Origin of the sequence: Chitinophaga sp. HK235 (assembly GCF_018255755.1) — a bacterium.
Lineage (GTDB): Bacteria > Bacteroidota > Bacteroidia > Chitinophagales > Chitinophagaceae > Chitinophaga.
On the sequence record NZ_CP073766.1, the window covers coordinates 2709473 to 2729029 of the forward strand.

Genomic DNA, 19557 nt, shown 5'->3' on the forward strand with positions numbered 1-19557 from the left:
TTTAGAAAAAACAGTACGTAGTTTTTATCCCTTTCTCGTCTAAATTATATGAAATGGCACCTAATAATACTAACGGGTTGGATTACACGATATTAATAAAGTTTATCGATGGCCAGGCCAGCCCTGCGGAAACCGCTGAGGTGGCCGCCTGGCTGGAAGCCGCTCCCGGCAACCGTGAGCTGTATTTCCAGGTCAAAGATATACTGGACCAGCTGCGTGTGTCAGAAGTGACCCGGGAAGAAACGGATCAACGCTGGCTGCAGATAGCGGCTCAACTACAGCAGTCCACAGACGTAGCTACCCCGGTACGGCGCCTGCACTGGCTGAAATACGCAGCGGTATTACTGGTGCTGGTGATCGCAGGAGGGATAACCGCCTACGTGCTGACAAAACAGCCCGGGCAGCAGCCCCTCATCACCCTGGTATCACAGAAGCCAACCGTACAGCACATTGTGCTGCCCGACAGCACCCGCATCTGGGTAAAGCCAGGCAGCTCCCTGCAGTACCGCAACGTAAAAGACGGTCTGCGTGAACTGTGGCTGAACGGCAGCGGATACTTTGAAGTAGTGAAAAATACAGCAACGCCTTTCAAAATACATACTCCCGGTATCACCGTAATAGTATTGGGAACCTCATTTACAGTGAACGATGATCAACTCAGCACCAACGTAATAGTCAACACCGGAATGGTAAAAGCCAGCGCCCACAGCCGGGAAATGCTGGTACGGCCCGGACAAAGAGTAACAGTAATCAACAACCAGCTTCAGATGGATAGCGTTAATGCACAACTGTTTGCTGCCTGGAAAGACGGTGATTATAAATTTGAAAACACCTCCATGGAGGAAATCAAAGAATTATTGCAGATCAACTACGGGTATCATGTAGAAATATTACAGCCGCAAAAACTCCGGAATACAAGCATCAGCGGCCGCGTACTGATAACAGATGAACTAAGCTTATGCAAGTCGCTGGCAGGTATGCTGGAAGCCGATGTCAGAAAAGATAGTAACCGGATCATTATTCAACCAAAATAAAAATCGCGCTCAAAACAAAACCAGACTTTAGCAACATCATTTTTTAAGCAGAAAAAAAATATCCGGAAAATCCCGATCGCCGCAGGTCATCCTGCGGGAACAGTGACTTTGTTTTTTCTGATGGAAAGGAATCTTTTCCTGTGGGCTAATGTGCGCCCGGGAAATAATCCTTCAGTATTCATATACCACTTTATGTAGTCTTTAACCTAAATTTTATCCGTTATGAAATTTGGATCTCTACGGCTTTGCCTGAAGGGAATGGCCGGCCTATGCCTGTTACTGGGCATTACAGCATCCTCGTCGCAGGCACAGGATGCCGTGACCAGCGTCCCGGAACAGTATTTCCAGCAACACCGCAAACATATCCCCGCCGATACCGGGCCCGCCAGCCAGGTCATATCCCTGAAAGACGCACTGGAAAAAGTTTATACCAAATACCAGCTGCGTATAGCCATGAATGAAAAATATGCAAAGAATATTTTTCTGCCGGATAAACTCCTCAACACCGGCGCTTCCGCTGCCATCGCCTCTTTACAAAAGATACTCCAGTCATACGACCTCACCCTCAGCATGACCGGTCCCTCACAATATATCATTACACCTGCCGAACCACGCCCCGCCCCTGTTCACAAACCAGCGGTCAAAGTAAAGGTTTCAGGCACGGTGAAAGACAAACTCGGCGCGCCGCTGGTAGGCGTCACCGTTAAAATAATAAGGACGCCTACAGGTACCACCACCAACGACAAAGGTTTCTATGAACTGGACGTAGAACCGACTGACACCCTCGAATTTTCATACATCGGCTATCAGGCGCAACAGATCAGTGTCCGCAACAGAGTAGACATCAATGTGGAGATGTTGGCCAAAGAAGGAGGGCTCAATGAAGTGGTGGTGGTAGGCTTCGGCGCACAGAAAAAGATCAGCCTCGTAGGTGCACAGTCCACCATCAAACCGGAAGAACTGAAGCTGCCGGTGAGAAGCCTGACCAACGCCCTGGGCGGCCGCCTGGCCGGCGTCGTGGCCGTTCAGCGCAGCGGTGAACCCGGCTACGATGGATCTGATATATGGATACGCGGTATCTCCACTTTCGGCTCCAGCCCGCGCGGACCACTCATCATCGTTGACGGTGTGCCAGACCGCAGCATCAACGACCTCGACCCCGAAGATGTGGAAAGCTTTACCGTCCTGAAAGACGCTTCCGCCACCGCTGTATACGGCACCCGTGGCGCCAACGGTGTTATCCTCGTCAATACCAAAGCAGGGCGCCCTGGCAAACCTCAGATCAACATAGAACTTAACCAGGCCGTTACCAAATTCACACAGCTGCCCAAATTCGTAGATGCGCCCACGTTCATGCGTCTCTACAACGAAGGGCTCACCATGCGCGGAAGAACACCCCTCTACACAGAAGACAGGATACAAAAACATATCAGCGGCGAAGACCCCGACCTCTATCCCAACGTAGACTGGTTCAAGGTACTGTTCAATGAATACGGCCAGAACAGAAGAGCCAACCTCAATGTGCGTGGCGGCTCCGAGTTCGCCACCTATTATATATCAGCCGGGTACTACTCTGAAGTAGGTCTGCTGAAACGCGACAACATACAATCCTACAATTCATCCATCAAACTGGACCGCTACAACTTCACCACCAATGTAGACGCCAACATCACCAAAACAACCAAACTGGAACTGGGCGTCAACGGCTTTATCATCAATAGTAACTACCCCGGTATCGGCACAGGTGCCCTGTTTAATCTCGCTACCCAGGTACCTCCACACCTGATACCGCCGCAATATTCCAACGGACAATGGCCCAAGATCCCCGGTGGCAGCTACCCCAGTCCGTACCGCAACCTTACCCAGTCAGGCTACGCGACCGAATACCGCAACACTATCCGTTCCAACATCAGGTTAAGGCAGCAGCTCGACTTCCTGCTGAAAGGACTCTCCTTCACCAGCATGTTTGCATTTGACTCTTACAGCTGGAATAATCTCAACAGAAAGAGGGAAGTGCAGACCTACTACGCTACCGGCCGTGACTCTGCCGGCAACCTGCTCACCAGGATTGTTGATCCCGGCTCCAATGTACTGGGCTTCGAGGTTTTAAGAGGCGGTGACCGCCGCTTTTATACAGAAACAGCGCTGAACTATGCACGAAAATTCGGTGACCACGACGTATCTGCGTTACTGTTATATAATCAGTCTGACTATGTTGATGCAGATGCCGGTGATCTTATCAGCTCTATTCCCTTTCGTGTAAGAGGTCTCAGCGGCAGGGCCACCTATGGCTATAAGAGCCGTTATTTTGCGGAAGCCAACTTCGGATACAACGGCTCCGAAAACTTCACGCCCAGAAAACGCTACGGCCTCTTCCCCTCCTTTGGTGCAGGCTGGGTAGTATCCAATGAAAACTTTTTTGCACCACTCAGCAATGTGATCTCCTACCTTAAGCTGCGCTATACCTATGGGTTGTCAGGCAACAGCAACACCGGGTCCCGTTTCCTCTTCCTTACACGGATAAAGAGTGATAACAACCTGGGCTATACGTTTGGCGTCCCCGGCAACACCACTTCCTACGGTGGTTTGCAGGAAGATCAGATCGGATCGGAGGTGAGCTGGGAAACAGGCAAGCGGCAGAACCTTGGTATCGAAATAAAAGCATTTCGGGATGAACTGTCACTGATTGTGGAACTGTTCAACGAACGCAGAACAGGCATCCTGCTGCGGCAATACGACATTCCCTATTCTTCGGGCTATACCACCGATAATATTCCTTACCGTAATATCGGGATCACGGAAAACAAAGGGATTGATATCACACTCGACTACAACAAGTCATTTTCCAAAAACTACTGGGTGGCCTTCAGGGGTAACTTCAATTTCAACATCAACAAAAACATATATGACGGTCTTCCGCCCTGGCAGTATCCCTGGCTCGACCGCACCGGCCACACCATCGATCAGCGTTTCGGATATGTGGCATTGGGTCTCTTCACCGATTCAGCAGATATCGCCAAATCTCCCAAACAATCAGGAGATGTACGTCCCGGAGATATCAAATATGCGGACCTTAACGGTGATGGCATCATCAACAGTTTCGATCAAAAGGCAATCGGCTATGGCCCTGTGCCCCGCATTGTATATGGTCTCAACTTCAGCGTGGGAGCCAAAGGCTTCGACCTCAGCCTCTTCTTCCAGGGTGTAGCTATGGTGGATTTTATGTATAGCGGCGGTCATGGTACCAACCCCTTCTATGAAGGTCCTACTATCGGGAACCTATATACGGCAGCCACCGACCGCTGGACACCCGATAATCCCAACAACAGGCCTTTCTATCCACGTATGTCTACCCGCCAGGATATCACTACTAACTATTACGAAAGCACATGGTGGCTCAAACGCGCCGATTATATCCGCCTGAAAAGTGCCGAGCTGGGATACACCTTCAGCATGAAGAAACTGCAGCGATACGGCCTCAAAAACCTGCGCGCCTATGTTAACGGCACCAACCTGTTCACCATCTCGCCCTGGAAGATCTGGGACCCTGAACTGGGCGACGGCAGAGGCACCGCATACCCTAACACCACTTCGTACAACTTCGGCATCCGCGCCAGTTTCAAATAAAACATAACATCATGACTCATTCATACCACAAACATATACTACTGTTCCTCCTGCTGTTATTGTCTGCTGCCGGTTGCAAAAAAGGCTACCTGGATACTGTACCCGACAATATCACCACGCTGAAGGACGTATTCACCAACCGCGCCATGACAGAACAATGGCTTGCCAGGCTGTATAACCCCATGCCCGATATGTGGAACCAGCCTTACAGCGTTCCCTGGACCGGACAATGCGACGAAGCCGACTATGCCTGGGTGCAGCCTGGCATCAACTCCGGTGCTATCACACCCGACAATGCCAGCCCCTCCTACTGGAACAGCTATTACCAGACCATCCGGCAGGCAGCCATCTTCCTGCAGAATGCCGATCAGAACCAGGAGATCAAAGCCTTGCCCGGTGGTGACAGACTTTTAAAACAATACAAGGCTGAAGCCCGCTTCCTCAGAGCCTACTACTACTGGCTGCTGATGCGCCAGTACGGCCCTGTAGTGCTGATGGGTGAAACACCCAGGCTGCCTGAAGATAATTTTCAGATACCCCGCAGCACCTGGGATGAATGTGCGGCATATGTGCTCTCCGAAATGGACAAAGCCTTCCCCGATGTGCCGGTACAACATGTGAACCCGGTAGATCCCACCCAGGCTGATGTAACACAAACCGGGCGTATCACACAGCCCATCATCCTGGCCGTAAAATCACAGATATTACTGTATCACGCCAGCCCGTTGTTTAATGGCAACACCGAACTCGCTTCCTTTAAAAATACGGATGGTACCACGTTGTTTAATCAGTCGTATGACAAGGAGAGATGGAAAAAAGCTGCTGATGCGGCCAAAGCCGTTATAGATCTTAACCGCTGGGAATTATACACGGTGGCTGATCCGGATCCTTTCCGTGCCGCGTTCCTCTCCTGCCGCAACCTCTTCTTCGATGGCTGGCAGAAAGAAGCCATATGGATACGTACCTCCTCCGCCCATGTAAGCAACTGGGAACGACACTGCTCTCCGCGCTGCGCCAACGGCCAGGGCTGGAACGGTATTGCCGTCACACAGGAACAGGTGGATATTTTCAGAACGGCCAACGGCAAAGCCATCAGTGATAACAGCAGCGGCTATACGGAGGATGGTTTTACGGGTAGCGCCACACCCTATTATGTGAGCGGAACCTATAACATGTATACCAACCGCGAACCACGCTTTTATGTAGATGTGACCTTCAATGGTGCTGTAGTACCGGTGGTGCCTGAGTCGGGGCAGACAAGGGTCGAGTTCTTCTTCACCGGCAACTCCGGCAAGAACGGCGCCCCGCGTGACTGGCCCTCTACCGGCTATACCGCCCGCAAGAACATCCATCCCAATACTGATTTCCGGACAGGCAGAAATTTTTCAAGACCGGCTATGATGATACGACTTGGTGAGATTTATCTCAACTACGCCGAAGCCCTCAATGAGTACGAGCCCGGCAATCCTGACATCCTCAAATACCTCAACAAAATCCGTAACAGAGGCGGGCTCCCTGATATGCAGCCAGGTTTATCGCAGGAGGAAATGCGCAGACAGATACGCCTGGAACGCCGTATAGAGCTGATGTTTGAAGGCCACCGCTACTGGGACGTCCGCCGCTGGAAAGTGGCCAATGACCCCGACCAGCACCAGGGCGGCGCATTTCACGGCATGAACATAGAAAAAGGAACATCCCTCTCCGATCCGGAATTTCATAAAAGGATCGTGTCTTTCACCAGAGCAAACTGGCAGAACAAATTTTATTTCTATCCCATTCCCCAGAGCGAAATAGACCGAAACAAGGTACTGATGCAGTTCCCGGGCTACTAATAAAACGATAAAGCCGCCTGAATCATACGATCAGGCGGCTTTATTAAATAACTTAGCGTGTATGGATCAGATTCCTTTATCCTGAAATTCAGCAGGAATATTATAACGACCCTTTTTATAGGGCACCATAATTCTGTCCAGTGGCGTATTTCCTCCCATACAACTACCCGGAAAAATCACGAGGTCATAATTTTCCTGCTGGCCGGAATGCTGTAGTACCCATTTATTATTACTGCATTTTTGTATACCATTGCCAGCATCATAAGCATTTTGCGTAACAATATTCATTACCGGAAACAGCTTCTCCTCCTGAAATGCAATCATATCATCCCAGGAAACACTGCTTCCCATATGCGTGATGCCGCCGGATACTACGATACCGGTGGTATGCGTTCCTATCCTGATAAGCTTATCGAAAGAACCGGAATTGCCATACATTCCTCCCCCGCCGGCGTTCAGCAGATACGCAGCGGTTTGCCAGTGTCCATCTGTTTTTTTGAAAGCCCATACATCAACCCAGCCTGAAAACGGTGCTCCACCGCTCTTTCCTCTGTTGGTGAATATAGCTACACAGTAGGTATTATTATCCTGCTGAAAGTACAGGATGGAGTCAAGGTTACGCTCTATCTTTTCTGCGGCGCCTCCACCAATTCCTATTTCTGTGGATACGGTATCGTATACTTTTTTAGTCAGGCTTTCAATATTCCCGGCCAGAAAATCGGTTTGAACAGGCAGTAAACTCAGTTCTCCGGAATAGGCCGTTCCTATTGCAGTCCGCATATACCGCCACAGGTCATCATATGTTTTTGCGGTGCTTAATTTATCCAGAAACTGTTTTACCAGGCGGCCGGTTTTGGTATCACCATGCTGTTGTATAAACGAGAGATATTCAGCCTTATTCTCCGGATACAGTGAACCAAGATCATCCCGATGATCAAATGATGGAGTGTTATCTTCCCCGAAAAGATAATCATAGCAATAACGTTCATGAAGCTCCCTGGCCTCTGCAACAAAGATGCTGTTGGGATGAGTATCCAGGAACTTTTCCCAGTTAAGGGCTCTCTTTCCAATCAGATTGAATGAAACGATCAGTCCCGCATCTGCACTGTATAGCACCGTATCTTCATCGGCTTGTAGCTGCAGGAACATACTATAATCAGCAGGCAGGGAGGTCTTGAATAAATGTGTATAGAAAGAAGGCTCGATACGCAGTTCCGTATACCCTTCTCCGATGCCCCATGGTTCAATACCCGCTGTGGCCAGCAGTTGAATACGTTGCTGTACCTTGGCAGGCGGCACCACGGCCTTCTTTGCTTCCGAGTAATAGTTGACATATTCATCCAGCCATTTAGCTTCATTGCCGGAAATCCCTGCCAGTGCAGTGTCTACATAAAGTGCAAGCGAACGATAAAGTTTGGCGGCCGTTTCCGCATTTATACCCGGCAGCTGAGCAGCAATGGCTTGTCTCTTGCTGACGATGGCTGACACATAAGCTTCGGTAGACAAGGCCGGAATATCCACAGCCTTTTTCGCCGGCCCTGAATCCGTATGGGCTGCGTTTACTCCTTGTTGTTTGTTACCCGGCTTTTTATTACCAAAATTGCATGCTGTCAGCAATATAACAGGAATTAAGAAAACAGTTATTTCCTTTCTGAGGTCCATCAATATATTCTTCATAGAATGAATAAAAAATTAATATAATCCGAGCCGAAGATAATGTAAAAGGACTATTTGTGAAACTAATAAACTGTCTTGTATCACTAAAAAGCCGCATAGATCATACAATCTATGCGGCTTTTTCTCATCTGTACAATCAATCACATATACTACAAGGTAGTTTTCGTAAACCTGAATGCCATTGTGTACTGGGCATCATCATCCACCATATTGCCATTCATCACATAGATCTTATTGGTCTCCAGCTCCGAGAGCCACTTTGTTACATACGTAGTGCCATCATAATAGGTGATATTGCCATGAGGATGGAATCTGAAATCCCCAAGATGATCATCAGAGGAAAACTGGTCCCATTCGAACAGTTCCAGCACCATCTCATTATCCAATACGGTCATCGGCGGCAGATTGATATCCGCAAACACCGCAACTGATCCACGACGCATCACGGTATACTTAGAGGATACAGGCCATATTTTCGTTCCGTTTTTTTTGATATAACATTGGTCATCACTGCCTCCACTGGACACCGCATGGCAAATCAGCTGCACAATAGAAATATGGTAAGAGGCCCGATCCACAGGTGGTTCCGGCAGCGGAGGCGCAGGTAGTGCCCAGGCTTCCATTTTTTGAAAGTAATTGGTATACAGCTCCATGGCTTTGACAGACTCTTCTACGAAATAGGTGAATTCTGACAGCGTAGCCGGATAACAAGGGTAATAATTCTGAGATCCGATACTAAAAGCCTTTTTATCCACCATAATTACTTTGGCATGATTGGAGATTCCCGGCTGACCTGCGGCCAATCCCCAGGTAGAAGCAGAGGGAAAAGAGCGGACACTCAGGTTGTTCAACAGCAGGGTGATTTCTGATCCTGTCTTACCGGTAATTTTGTTTCGCACCTTATCAATAACTTCTGCCGGTGGATCGCCCTTATAAGCTCCTCCGGAAGGATCAGACATAAAAATGGTGATATGAACACCTCTCTTGAGGGCCTCTGCGAGGGAAGTGAGAAAGTCATCCGGCCAATAACGCGGATAAATAGGATCGTGGCTCAATGCCTGGGCAGAAATATAAATAGTTTCCGTTGCTGCATCAAGCAAAGCTATCAACGCCTTATCACTGGCGGCAGCTCCGGCAGCGGTCCCCTCCTCGCGTCCTGCAGAGAGTATAGGCACCCCTGTTCCGGATTTTCTCGAAGGATCGTCAGCCGGCTCGCTGTAAAAATTATTAAAAAGACGAGGAGGAGGTACAGCCGCCTCCGCCCGGGCACGCGTTGAGGGTGCTACATAAGACGCAGCATCATCAATCCAGTAATCCCCATGCGAATTAACCTGCAAAAACCACAGATTATCTGCAAAATGATGCGCATCAACGGCTGCCTTACCAGAAGATAGCTTCATGGAAACATCCAGTACAGGATTTTCTCCCAAATAAGGACCAGCCCACATATTATGCCCTCCTACTAAAGCGCGCTCACCATCTACCGCTATTATCTTTGCGTGGTTCCAGGTAATTAAAGGAACGGATGAAGTATAAGCAATATAGATTTTCATCCTGGAATTAGTGAAGGAGGGAATATCCCGGATAAGTTCCCCTAGTACATCAGCCGCAGGTTTATACGGTCCGGTGCCCTTAATCCAGTGAGTCTCGCCCAGCCATCCCAGCGGCTCACCAAACAAAAACCTGATTGTAATATTTCGTGCCTCCGGTTTGAGGCTCAAATAAGTAATTGCGTTACGGATAGCAGCTAAAAATTCGCCACTGGGTGTATCATCCTTTCTTAACAGACTGAGGATATCAATAAAATTATTACCGGAAATTATTAATTTATACATCTCCTCATAAATGCGGCGGGAGTGGCCAGCGTGAAGCCTGAGCGGTGTACCGCCCGGGGCGTTGACCGAAGAGATCAGAGAAACACAAGGATGTCTGGGATCAGGCGCAGATCCATCACATGGCTTTAAACTAAAATCATTGGCGCCCGCCTGCGGGATAGACATCTCAAAGTCACTGTACCTCCCGAAAGCATTTTCAGGGGTGGCAATGAGCCAGTCGTCGGGTAATATGTTGTTGAAAGAGTAATCCCAGGTAGTTCCTCTCTTGGAAAGCACATCCCTTGTCAATTTACCGGCAATCTGTTTCAGATATACCGTATCATTTAGTGTTTTGGTTTCACCAAGGCCAGACAATGCAACATGTGGATCATGAGGCACTACTGCCCATGACGGAGGAATAACCTGGGTATCTTCAAGAAGAGAAAAAACAGGCAGGTCATCTTTTATCGTTAAAACATGATCGGACTCTGAATGCCAGAAAGAAAGGGTCTTATTATCATCGCTCAAAATCGGACAAAGGTGGGTTGCCTGATTGATATTATCGACCAGTGTAATGGGCTGATCAGTCCCGACCATTCTAATGTATTTGCCGCCTACCGATAAGACATAACCCGCATGAACAGAGGAAGGATTCGGAGCAGACACCCATGCAATGGCAGAGGGATCTGATACTTCTCCCCATGCAAGATTATTGTTGCTGGCATATAAAACCCTATTGCCGGATTTCAAATAAAAATGACGCCCAAGTGCCAGATAAGCCATCTGCAAAATTCTGGCAGGCCAGAGCGGCATTTTAAAAACCTGCTGTATGCCATCCCAGCCAGGAGCATCCTGTCCCGCCAACAAGATCGCCTTTCGGCCATGTATTCCACTGGTAGCCCGGTCCCAGGGTCGTGTCAGTAGTCTTCCATCAGCCATATGCCGGATGAAAAAAGTCTGCGGACCGGTAAAGACCGGCATGTAAACAGAAGCATCTTTAGGATCAGCAGATGTATTCAAACAGTTTGAACGCTCATAAGACCCCATATTTGAGACATAACGATTATCAACATAAATTTTGTACCCTTTGGTATAATCGTTCTGGTCAACTGCAATGAAGCGGAAACGAGCCCACCCTTCCGGGGTAAGATACGATCTCGGCGGATTAGGGTCCTCGCGACTGCGCGTATTTGCAGAAAGCTGCAATGATGAACGATCCCGGTCGGAAAAGGTCAGGGGAAATTCGGCGCGCGCAAAAAACTTGTGCCAGTCTTTCATGGACCTATCGATTTTTTGAGTTTGGGGCATTTTTACATTAGTTTAAGTTATAGATAAGATTAAAACCCGTTTTAGCCTTTAGCGAATCAGAAGTGGTTGTAAGATTCATCTTAGTTATCCACCTGATATGTTTCTTAGGAACGTTCCTGACTGTTTTCCTATTGTAGTTTTCAGTCAAAATTTGTGTTGATTGAGTTGGTTAATTCATGCTGCCCGGCTTTTCCTGCGCATCCGATGTATCTTTTGATAAACTTCCGGCAAAAAATCCCGATTGTGTTAAAACTAATCCCGATAGTACAAATAAAGGAAGCGGATGTAGCTGAAATTTATCAGAAAAAAACAATGAAAGCAATCATCATAGGCGGCGGCATGGCCGGATTAATGGCAGCATACACCCTCGCTGATTTTTATGACGAAATCACCATTATTGAGCGGGACAAAGTTTCTGCATCTCCGGATCCAAGGCCAGGAACACCACAGGCCCGTCATCCGCATCATCTTACTCCCAAAGGAAGGATGATCCTGGAGCAATTATTTCCCGGGTTGAATGAAACACTGTTAAAGCATGGCGCTCATAACAGCAAAGGAAAGGAAATACTGTTTGACTACCCTTTTGGTCATATCAATCTTCAAACGCCAACTGATGATGCTGTCTGCAGCAGATCAATGCTGGAATGGCATATCCGGCAACATGTTCAGCGCCTGGTAAATGTCGTTTTTTTAAACAGCGTGACAGTGACTGATTTAAAATTTGCATCACAGGAAAACAGGATTTGTGGCATCACAGGAAGAGGAGAACAGCAGCAGCATGTTGAGATCAGTGCGGACCTTGTAGTATTTGCAGGAGGCTATCATTCCCATCTGCCGGACTGGTTAAAACGTTACGGATATGAAGTGCCGCAACCAGAGATACTGACCACTGATTTAGGATATAGTACCCGTCACTATTCCGTTCCAGGTGAACAGGTACCGCACTGGGACCTGTTACATATAGAGAAGAAAAAGAACGACAACGGCCCAACCTGCGTAGTTTCTTTCATGGAAGGCGAGGTTATGGAAATCATTCTTGGCAACATAGGAGGCCTTTATCCACCTACCACCGCGGAAGCATTTGAACAGGAATTAAGCAGATTGGACAACGATGTTCTCTCAGATATACTAAGAACGGCCATTCCATTGGAAGCCCCGCGAGGATACCGGATGAAGCAGGTTTTCCGGCAGCATTATGAAAAAATGCCAGACTGGCCGGCAGGACTGCTGGTAATAGGCGATGCATTATGCAGTTTTGATCCAATATATGGAACTGGCATAACCGTAGCAGCCATGCAGGCAGAAACGCTGCAAACAATGTTAAGGGAAAACCAGCTGCAGCCCATCCCTGATTTTGAGGTAAACTACCTGAAAGCAGTACAGCATATTATTGAGCCGGCATGGTGGATCAATGCTGTCTCGGATCTCAGACATCCGGCTGTTCAGCACATCTATTCAGAGCCGCTGAAAGATATAGCGTTTGCACAGGCATTCCTGGACAAGGTCATTGAATTTGCAGTTGAACAAAAGCAATTAGAGATATTTGGCCTGATGTGGCTTGTAAGCACTTCCTTTTACCCTCCTCATGAACTCTTCAATAAAAAAATGTACCAGTTGCTCCAGGATGCGGGCTATGGAGGCGTATGGGAGCAAATGACCAGAGAGGAACAATTTAGCGCCTAAAATTTTTATGAATTTGAATATTCATAAAACTACCTCCAAAAAGTATATTACTTTTTGGAGGTAGTTTACTATTTTTCATCAAAGGCTTTCCACGCTGAATACCAGTATGCTGGACTGTATTATGGATGAAGGGGACTGGTCAACGTCCGGCACCACATACAGATAAAGCCAGTAGCTACCTTTAGGGATTCCTGTCAACTGGTATTGCACTACTTTTTTATCTGCATCGGTTATTTCTCTGATGCCAATGTCAACGGGTGTGTAGTCTTCTCTATGTTCAAGCTGCCTCATATTTTTCTCATCCACTATTTCCGGATACAGCAGTTTTCCTGTTGCTGCAGCATAATTGCTGATGGTCAGGGTCTGGTTTCGGGCAACTAATTTCATTTCCTTCGGAAAATCCTTTCCTGCTACTTTGAAATAATCAATAGAGATATATGGATAACTAAGGAATGTTTGTTTATCCGGTGTTTTATCCAGTAAACTCCATCTGGCACTATTGGGGAAATGGTCACATATGAACTGTTCAGGCGGGGTCAAAAAATAATCATATTTGTTACCCGGCCGTTGAAGGCTGCCCCAGGAAACGTCCATAAGATACCATTTGTTATTTAGCTGTATTGCATTCCAGGCATGCAGGTCTGTACCCAGGTTTGGGCCGAATTTTCCAAGACCAGTAACTATTTCACACGGAATATGGGCCAGGAGACACATTTCTTTCACCAGTTCCGAAAAATTCTGGCATATGCCTTTACGGTCAGTCAGTGTCATCAACGGAGATTTCTCATTAAGGTATGTTTTGCTAATGAAAGCTTGCATATCATATTTGATATTCTCCGTTACCCAATCATAAATTGCCCTGGCCTTCAGCTGGTTGTTGTTAAGGCCAGGCGTAAGTTGGTTCACCAGTTCTGCCACAGAAGAAAAATGACGGCCTTTAAGCGCTAGTGCGGTACTATCTGCACCAGTATAATCAGGTTGCTGAGCAACTGCCAGTGCAGATAATACACAACTACATAACAATATAAAAAGGGTCTTTTTCATGTCTATTGTATTCTTACGTTATAGTTATTTTGTCGTGAACCTGGATTGAGCCTGATAATCACGTTCAATCTAGTCTGGCGGCAGATCATATTTGCGATCAGCTGCAATTGGGCATTCAGGTTCGAAGATGGGGCCAGTAAAAATACCCCTAAAATAAACTGCCTTGTATCACTGTCGGCGCCACCGTTGGTTGAAACAGTCCAACAATCGTAAAAGGCTGTTTGGTACTGGCATGTATATTTTGTGTGGTCCCCAGGAAGAAATGCAGATCGGTGCTCCTGGCATATTCCTGCAGATATTTCTTTTTCACCTCTTTGAGCGCTTTCAGCTCTTTTCCGCTGCCATGCTGCTTTTTCAGGATTTTCCAATACAGGGATGCCAGCTGCCAGTCCTCCACCGGTAAGGTGATCTCTTCATTTCTCTTATCGGTAAATCGGAAGGAAAATTTATAGGGCAGCTTTTCCATTACGGCAAAAGGATCTTCCGGCTGTTCAAACACCCTGCCGCTGTTTTTCTCTTCCTGTAATTTCTCCAGCCGGGTAGCGTCCCATTCCCGCTCTGTTTCCTCTATCACAAAATCGAGTATACGTAACGGTTTGAATACCGCCAGGGAAGTGAAAAAGGCTTCGTGTTTTGCTTCCATCGCCAATGTAGACAGGTCACGATATACAGTCTTCAGCACAATGGCTTTCCGTTCGCTCCAATGATCTTCGGTACCCAGATGCCCTATCTTTTTCACCGGTTCGTCTACCGTTACCGGCCGGAAACTCTCCAGTCTGAAATCCCTGGTGTTGCGCTCTACATCCAGTTCCACCCAGTCATACAGCTGATATTGTTCTTCGTAAGTCTTTTTTGAAAAGGGAATGGGATATATTCTGATAAAAGTACCATCCTCTCTGAACCCGGCGATGCTAAGCTGTTCATCATAATGGGAAGATGTAGTAGGGTAACTTTTAATAGTGATCAAAACTTTCGTCAAGGGCATGCGCAATATGATTTATAAAATATCTGAATACAATGGTTTCGTTTAGTGTATTAATTTTTCATTATGAATCTTCAAAACTAAGATTAATCGTTGATAATACAATAGATCGGCTTTATACAAAAAGAAAATGGGACAAGCCTCTTTACAAAAAAGCTTGTCCCATTTGTGAACGTATCTTAGGTTAGCTCATATCAGCAGATTTGGGGTTTATCTTACTCATCGCTCTTTCTGCTATGGCGGTTATTGTCAGCGATGGATTAACGCCGGGATTGGAGGAAATCATAGCTCCATCACAAACAAACATATTCTCATATCCGAAGACATGGTTATCCTTATCGATTACTCCTTCTGTACTATCACGTCCCATTACAGCCCCTCCCAGCAAATGAGCCGTGGAAGGGATGCCCAGTAATGCTTCTGTACTTAACATGTAGGGTTTCCCTTCCAGTTTCTGTCCATACCGGTTCGCAAACGCACCGACCATTGGCATAAAGGGAGTAGGCTTTGTTCCCTTCCTTAAAACAGATTTTAACCCCAGCCAGCCGCGTTTCAACCGGAGAGACTGTTCACCCTGTTGCATAAAAAGCAGTGCCTGCGTGCGTTTGCCAAAATCATCCACAAACAGGGTCTTTAAATTTATCCATGGATATCTGAGCAGGTCGACAAGTATCTGCCCTACTCTTCCTGCAAACGTATTGCTATGGGTAAAAGGTAATAAAAAAAGACGCCAGGCACCTGAGCCTTTATTATACCGGAAAGGCTCCACATAAGTAGTCTCATCCAGCCTAAGAACAGATCCGATAGCCACGCCCCTGGAAAGGTCCTTGTTCTGTTTATAATTGACCATGGCAACGATACTCTCATTATTGGTGCGGACACCTTCCCCTACCATGGATGATAACCGGGGCAACGAAGTGTTTTTTAGTTTCAGCAATAGGTTTACTGTTCCCAGCACCCCTCCGGCAAATATGACTGCATGTGAAGTTATTGTTTGCCGGCGGCCCTTTGTTTTAAACTTCACCTCATACCCCGTAGCTCCATTTGCGCCATCCAAAGGGACGACATCGTATGCCTCCGTCTCCGCCAATATTTCAACTCCCGCTTGCTGTGCCAGGTACAGGTAATTTTTATCCAGTGAATTTTTGGCATTATGCCGGCAGCCTATAAGACAGCCACCACAAAAAGTACATCCTGAACGATCGGGACCAAGGCCATTAAAATAGGGATCTTTTACCTGCCTCCCGGGTTCTCCTAAGAATATACCAACTTCCGTATGGCTGAAATGCTCCTCTCTTCCCATTTCTGCCGCCAGGTCCTTCATAATATGATCGCCGGTTTCCAACCGTGGATTAAGTGCACTTCCCAACATACGCCTGGCTGTTGTATAAAATGGCTTTAGCTCCTGTTCCCATTCAGCCAGCCCCTGCCAGTGACCGGAATAAAAGAATCCCGTAGGAGGCATTGGTAACGCTGCCGCATACACGAGTGAGCCACCTCCAACGCCCACACCATGCATTACAGCAACGTGTCGAAAGAAAGAGATCCTGAATGCCCCACGGAATTTCAGCAATGGAGCCCACAGCCATTTACGGAGATCCCAGTTCGTTTTGGGAAAATCCTTCTCCTTAAACCGCCTTCCCTTTTCAATGACAAGCACCCTATACCCCTTCTCCGCAAGCCGCAATGCGCTGACAGAGCCGCCGAAGCCGCTGCCAATGATCACATAATCGTATTGTAATGACATGATTTACAAATTAGATCCATCATCAAGATAGACAATACGACTGCGGTCATAGAAACACCGTAAACGGGAGATTTCAGCCTTTGCACCAACAAAAAAGGACGTCTTAAGAGACGTCCCGGTTTTTCTGTGGCGATTATTAACACATGTATGATTAAGCTTGTCTTAAGCGGGAGAAAGCCTGCGGGATCTCAGATAAACTGCTGTCCGGTTCAGGTACGGAAACAAAAGTATCAGCACCAGCGTCAAAACAATTAAACACGACATCAATTCATAATAATCCATAGCGAAACGTATCTGGCCTTGTGTATTCACAGCATTCACCAGTATTTTGTCCGAGGCCCGCATGGCTTTTCCTGCCACCATTCCCTTTGCTTCCAGTTTATGCGCCTGCATACGCAGGGTCTGCCTGACGACCGGGTCCAGTTTGGTAAGATGATCCTGAAATGCGTTGTAATGCCTGCTCTTTCCGAATAACTCAAAGAAATTAATTAATCCGATACTTACGCAAAAGCCCAGATAACGCACCGCCAGACATACCGCTGAAGCCGAAGCCCCCATAACTGTTGGAACAGAAGAAATGGCATATACTATAGTCGGCACCATAATCAGGCCCACACCAAGACCCTGTGCCAACAATGGTAAATAGTAATTAAATTCATCTGCCTGCACATCAAACAGAAAATACATACGGATATGAAACCCCAGCAACAACAGAAACCCAGGCACCCAGATATACCTTATATGTTTCTTCTGCAGAATCAGGGCACAGGCAATAATAACACCCAGTACCAGTCCTGCGATATTGAGCACATTCATATACGAAACATGCATGGGGTCAAACTTCAGCACAACGGCATAAAAAGTATTTGTAATTCCGGATGCAAAACGGCAGATATACATAATAAAAAGCACCAGCAAGCCTACCTTGAAATTCCGGTACCGGAATATCTTCAGGTGTACATAAGGCCGGCGCAGGTGTCGTTGCCTCACGACATAAATCAACAACAACACCACGATTGCAATAACGCTATAGCGTATACGCTGATCTTCCAGCCAGTAATATTCCTGTCCGTAAATCATGATATAACCGAAGAGACTGAGCATAATACTGTACAGGGAAAAGCTCTGCCAGTCCAGATTATAGAGCGGGAACCGGACATTGAGCCTCACCCCGTTCATCGTTATCAGCAAGAGACACAAACATGGCAGATAGGCAAACACTGCAGCCTTGTACACCGCATTAAAATCAACTGCATCGATCAGGTCTGCTGTTACCAGGTTATTGAAAGGCACGGCACAGAGCAGAAATCCAAAGAATACAGAAAAACTGATTTCTCTGGCCCGTTCACTTCTCAATCGGGTAAACATCAATGACAAAGAGAGATTGACGGTACATGCGAACAACATACCCTGGATAAAACGTATTGGCAGAAATATGTGGAGATCGTTGGTCAGATAACAGATATAACAGGTCAGTATCTGCAAAAAGGTAAATACAATAAAGTACTCCTTCGCTGCCATATATACGAAAAACCGGCGTTCCAGGCTATAAAAGCCTACATATCCCGCATAGAACAACGCCACCGCAAATTGTATATCCGCCGGCTCACCGCCATAATATCCTGCAGCCGCATTGATATTGGCCATGGGCAGGAAAAATATCACGATGGAAGGCAATATCAGCAGGAACAGCATGATCTTGATCAGCCATTCCGGTGTCCACGGCCTGAATATGGGAATGGAATTATCCATGATGCTGTTTTTTAGGCAGAAAGACATTCACATTCATCCCTACCTTGAGACGGTCAATATCCTTTCTGTCGCCATCCACCCGTATACGCACGGGTATACGCTGAACAATCTTTACATAGTTACCGGTAGAGTTATCCGGAGGTAACAGGGAAAAACTGGAGCCGGTAGCTGGGGACAGGGAGATGACTGTTCCTTTGAATTGTTCATCGGGGAAAGCATCCGCCACAATATTAACAGTATCGCCTACACGCATATGGGACACCTGTGTTTCCTTATAGTTGGCCACTACCCATTTATCTGTCTCATTATTTACGATATATGCCAGTGTTTCTCCAGCATCGATCATTTGCCCCGGTTCCACTGTTCTGCGGCCCATACGGCCGTCGTAGGCTGCTCTAACCACCGTATATTCCACATCCAGGTTATGACGGTCCAACAAAGCCCGGAGCCTCGTAATCTCTGCTTCCACTACCAGCTTTTCTGCACGGGCATCTGTTATACGGGAAGTAGCTGCTTCAAAATTTTCACGGGCGGATTTATAATCACTGTTATTGATATCCAGCGTTGCCTGTACGTTTTCCAGCTGCTGTTTCGTAGCTGCTTCATCAGCATACATTTCCTTGTAACGTTTGTATTCCAGCTCCTGCTTCCATACGCGGGCTTTAGCACCATCGATCTGGGAACTGGCAGCACTGGCTGTTTTCTCCAGTGTGTGAATATTACTTTCCAGCACCTGCAGCTGGGCTTCTGATTTACGTATAGACGCCACCGTTTGGTCAGACTGCAGGGTATACTCTCTGTTGTCTATGACCAGCAGCGTATCTCCTTTTTTCACGACCTGGTTTTCCTCAAACCTTACCGCAACGATAAAGCCGCCGGCCCTTGCTATGACAGGGTTTACATATTCCTGTACCTGGGCATCATTGGTTTGTTCATACAGATACCAGGAGCGGATAGTGAGCAATCCCCATGCGGCCAGTGCGAGGACAATAATACCGGCCATCCAGCCTGTGATCCTGGTGATCAGTCTGTCTGTGACTAAATGTTTCTTTTTCAT

11 protein-coding genes are annotated in these 19557 nt (G+C 47.2%); 4 read left to right on the forward strand and 7 right to left on the reverse strand.

Features of this window, described 5'->3' with window-relative positions:
• Nucleotides 1–53 precede the first annotated feature (53 nt).
• The 3 genes from KD145_RS09095 to KD145_RS09105 all read left to right on the forward strand — a co-directional run bounded on the left by KD145_RS09095 (nt 54) and on the right by KD145_RS09105 (nt 6493).
• The gene (locus KD145_RS09095; RefSeq protein WP_212005582.1) at nt 54–1034 is read left to right on the forward strand and encodes a FecR domain-containing protein; all 981 of its coding nucleotides are present in this window, start codon (nt 54–56) and stop codon (nt 1032–1034) included.
• 222 nt (nt 1035–1256) lie between these two features.
• Nucleotides 1257–4661 (forward strand): TonB-dependent receptor, encoded by a 3405-nt coding sequence (locus KD145_RS09100; protein WP_212005583.1) that lies wholly within the window; start codon nt 1257–1259, stop codon nt 4659–4661.
• Between the two features lie 11 nt (nt 4662–4672).
• Nucleotides 4673–6493 carry a RagB/SusD family nutrient uptake outer membrane protein gene (locus KD145_RS09105; RefSeq protein WP_212005584.1) on the forward strand — a complete coding sequence of 607 codons (1821 nt, stop codon included), beginning with the start codon at nt 4673–4675 and terminating at the stop codon, nt 6491–6493.
• A gap of 66 nt (nt 6494–6559) precedes the next feature.
• On the opposite strand, the gene KD145_RS09110 is transcribed toward KD145_RS09105, so the two are convergent.
• Complete coding sequence (locus KD145_RS09110) at nt 6560–8170, reverse strand: hypothetical protein (protein WP_212005585.1); 1611 nt, start codon at nt 8168–8170, stop codon at nt 6560–6562.
• A 149-nt stretch (nt 8171–8319) separates the two neighbouring features.
• Entirely contained in the window at nt 8320–11262 is a 2943-nt protein-coding gene (locus tag KD145_RS09115) for a phospholipase D-like domain-containing protein (RefSeq protein ID WP_212005586.1), read from the reverse strand.
• A gap of 342 nt (nt 11263–11604) precedes the next feature.
• Between KD145_RS09115 and KD145_RS09120 the strand changes: the two genes are divergently transcribed.
• Nucleotides 11605–12975: an NAD(P)/FAD-dependent oxidoreductase gene (locus KD145_RS09120; protein WP_212005587.1), complete on the forward strand. Its 1371-nt coding sequence runs from the start codon at nt 11605–11607 to the stop codon at nt 12973–12975.
• Between the two features lie 78 nt (nt 12976–13053).
• Here KD145_RS09120 and KD145_RS09125 read toward each other — a convergent pair whose 3' ends face one another.
• The 5 genes from KD145_RS09125 to KD145_RS09145 form a co-directional block, all read right to left on the reverse strand.
• Nucleotides 13054–14019 carry a transglutaminase domain-containing protein gene (locus KD145_RS09125; RefSeq protein ID WP_212005588.1) on the reverse strand — a complete coding sequence of 322 codons (966 nt, stop codon included), beginning with the start codon at nt 14017–14019 and terminating at the stop codon, nt 13054–13056.
• A gap of 148 nt (nt 14020–14167) precedes the next feature.
• Entirely contained in the window at nt 14168–15004 is an 837-nt protein-coding gene (locus KD145_RS09130) for a hypothetical protein (RefSeq protein WP_212005589.1), read from the reverse strand.
• Nucleotides 15005–15185: 181 nt separating this feature from the next.
• Nucleotides 15186–16748 (reverse strand): GMC oxidoreductase, encoded by a 1563-nt coding sequence (locus KD145_RS09135; protein ID WP_212005590.1) that lies wholly within the window; start codon nt 16746–16748, stop codon nt 15186–15188.
• A gap of 162 nt (nt 16749–16910) precedes the next feature.
• A complete protein-coding gene (locus KD145_RS09140) occupies nt 16911–18500 on the reverse strand; it encodes a beta-carotene 15,15'-monooxygenase (RefSeq protein ID WP_212005591.1) in 1590 nt (529 codons plus the stop codon).
• A complete protein-coding gene (locus tag KD145_RS09145; protein ID WP_212005592.1) occupies nt 18493–19557 on the reverse strand; it encodes an HlyD family secretion protein in 1065 nt (354 codons plus the stop codon). The genes KD145_RS09140 and KD145_RS09145 overlap by 8 nt, the downstream gene beginning before the upstream one ends.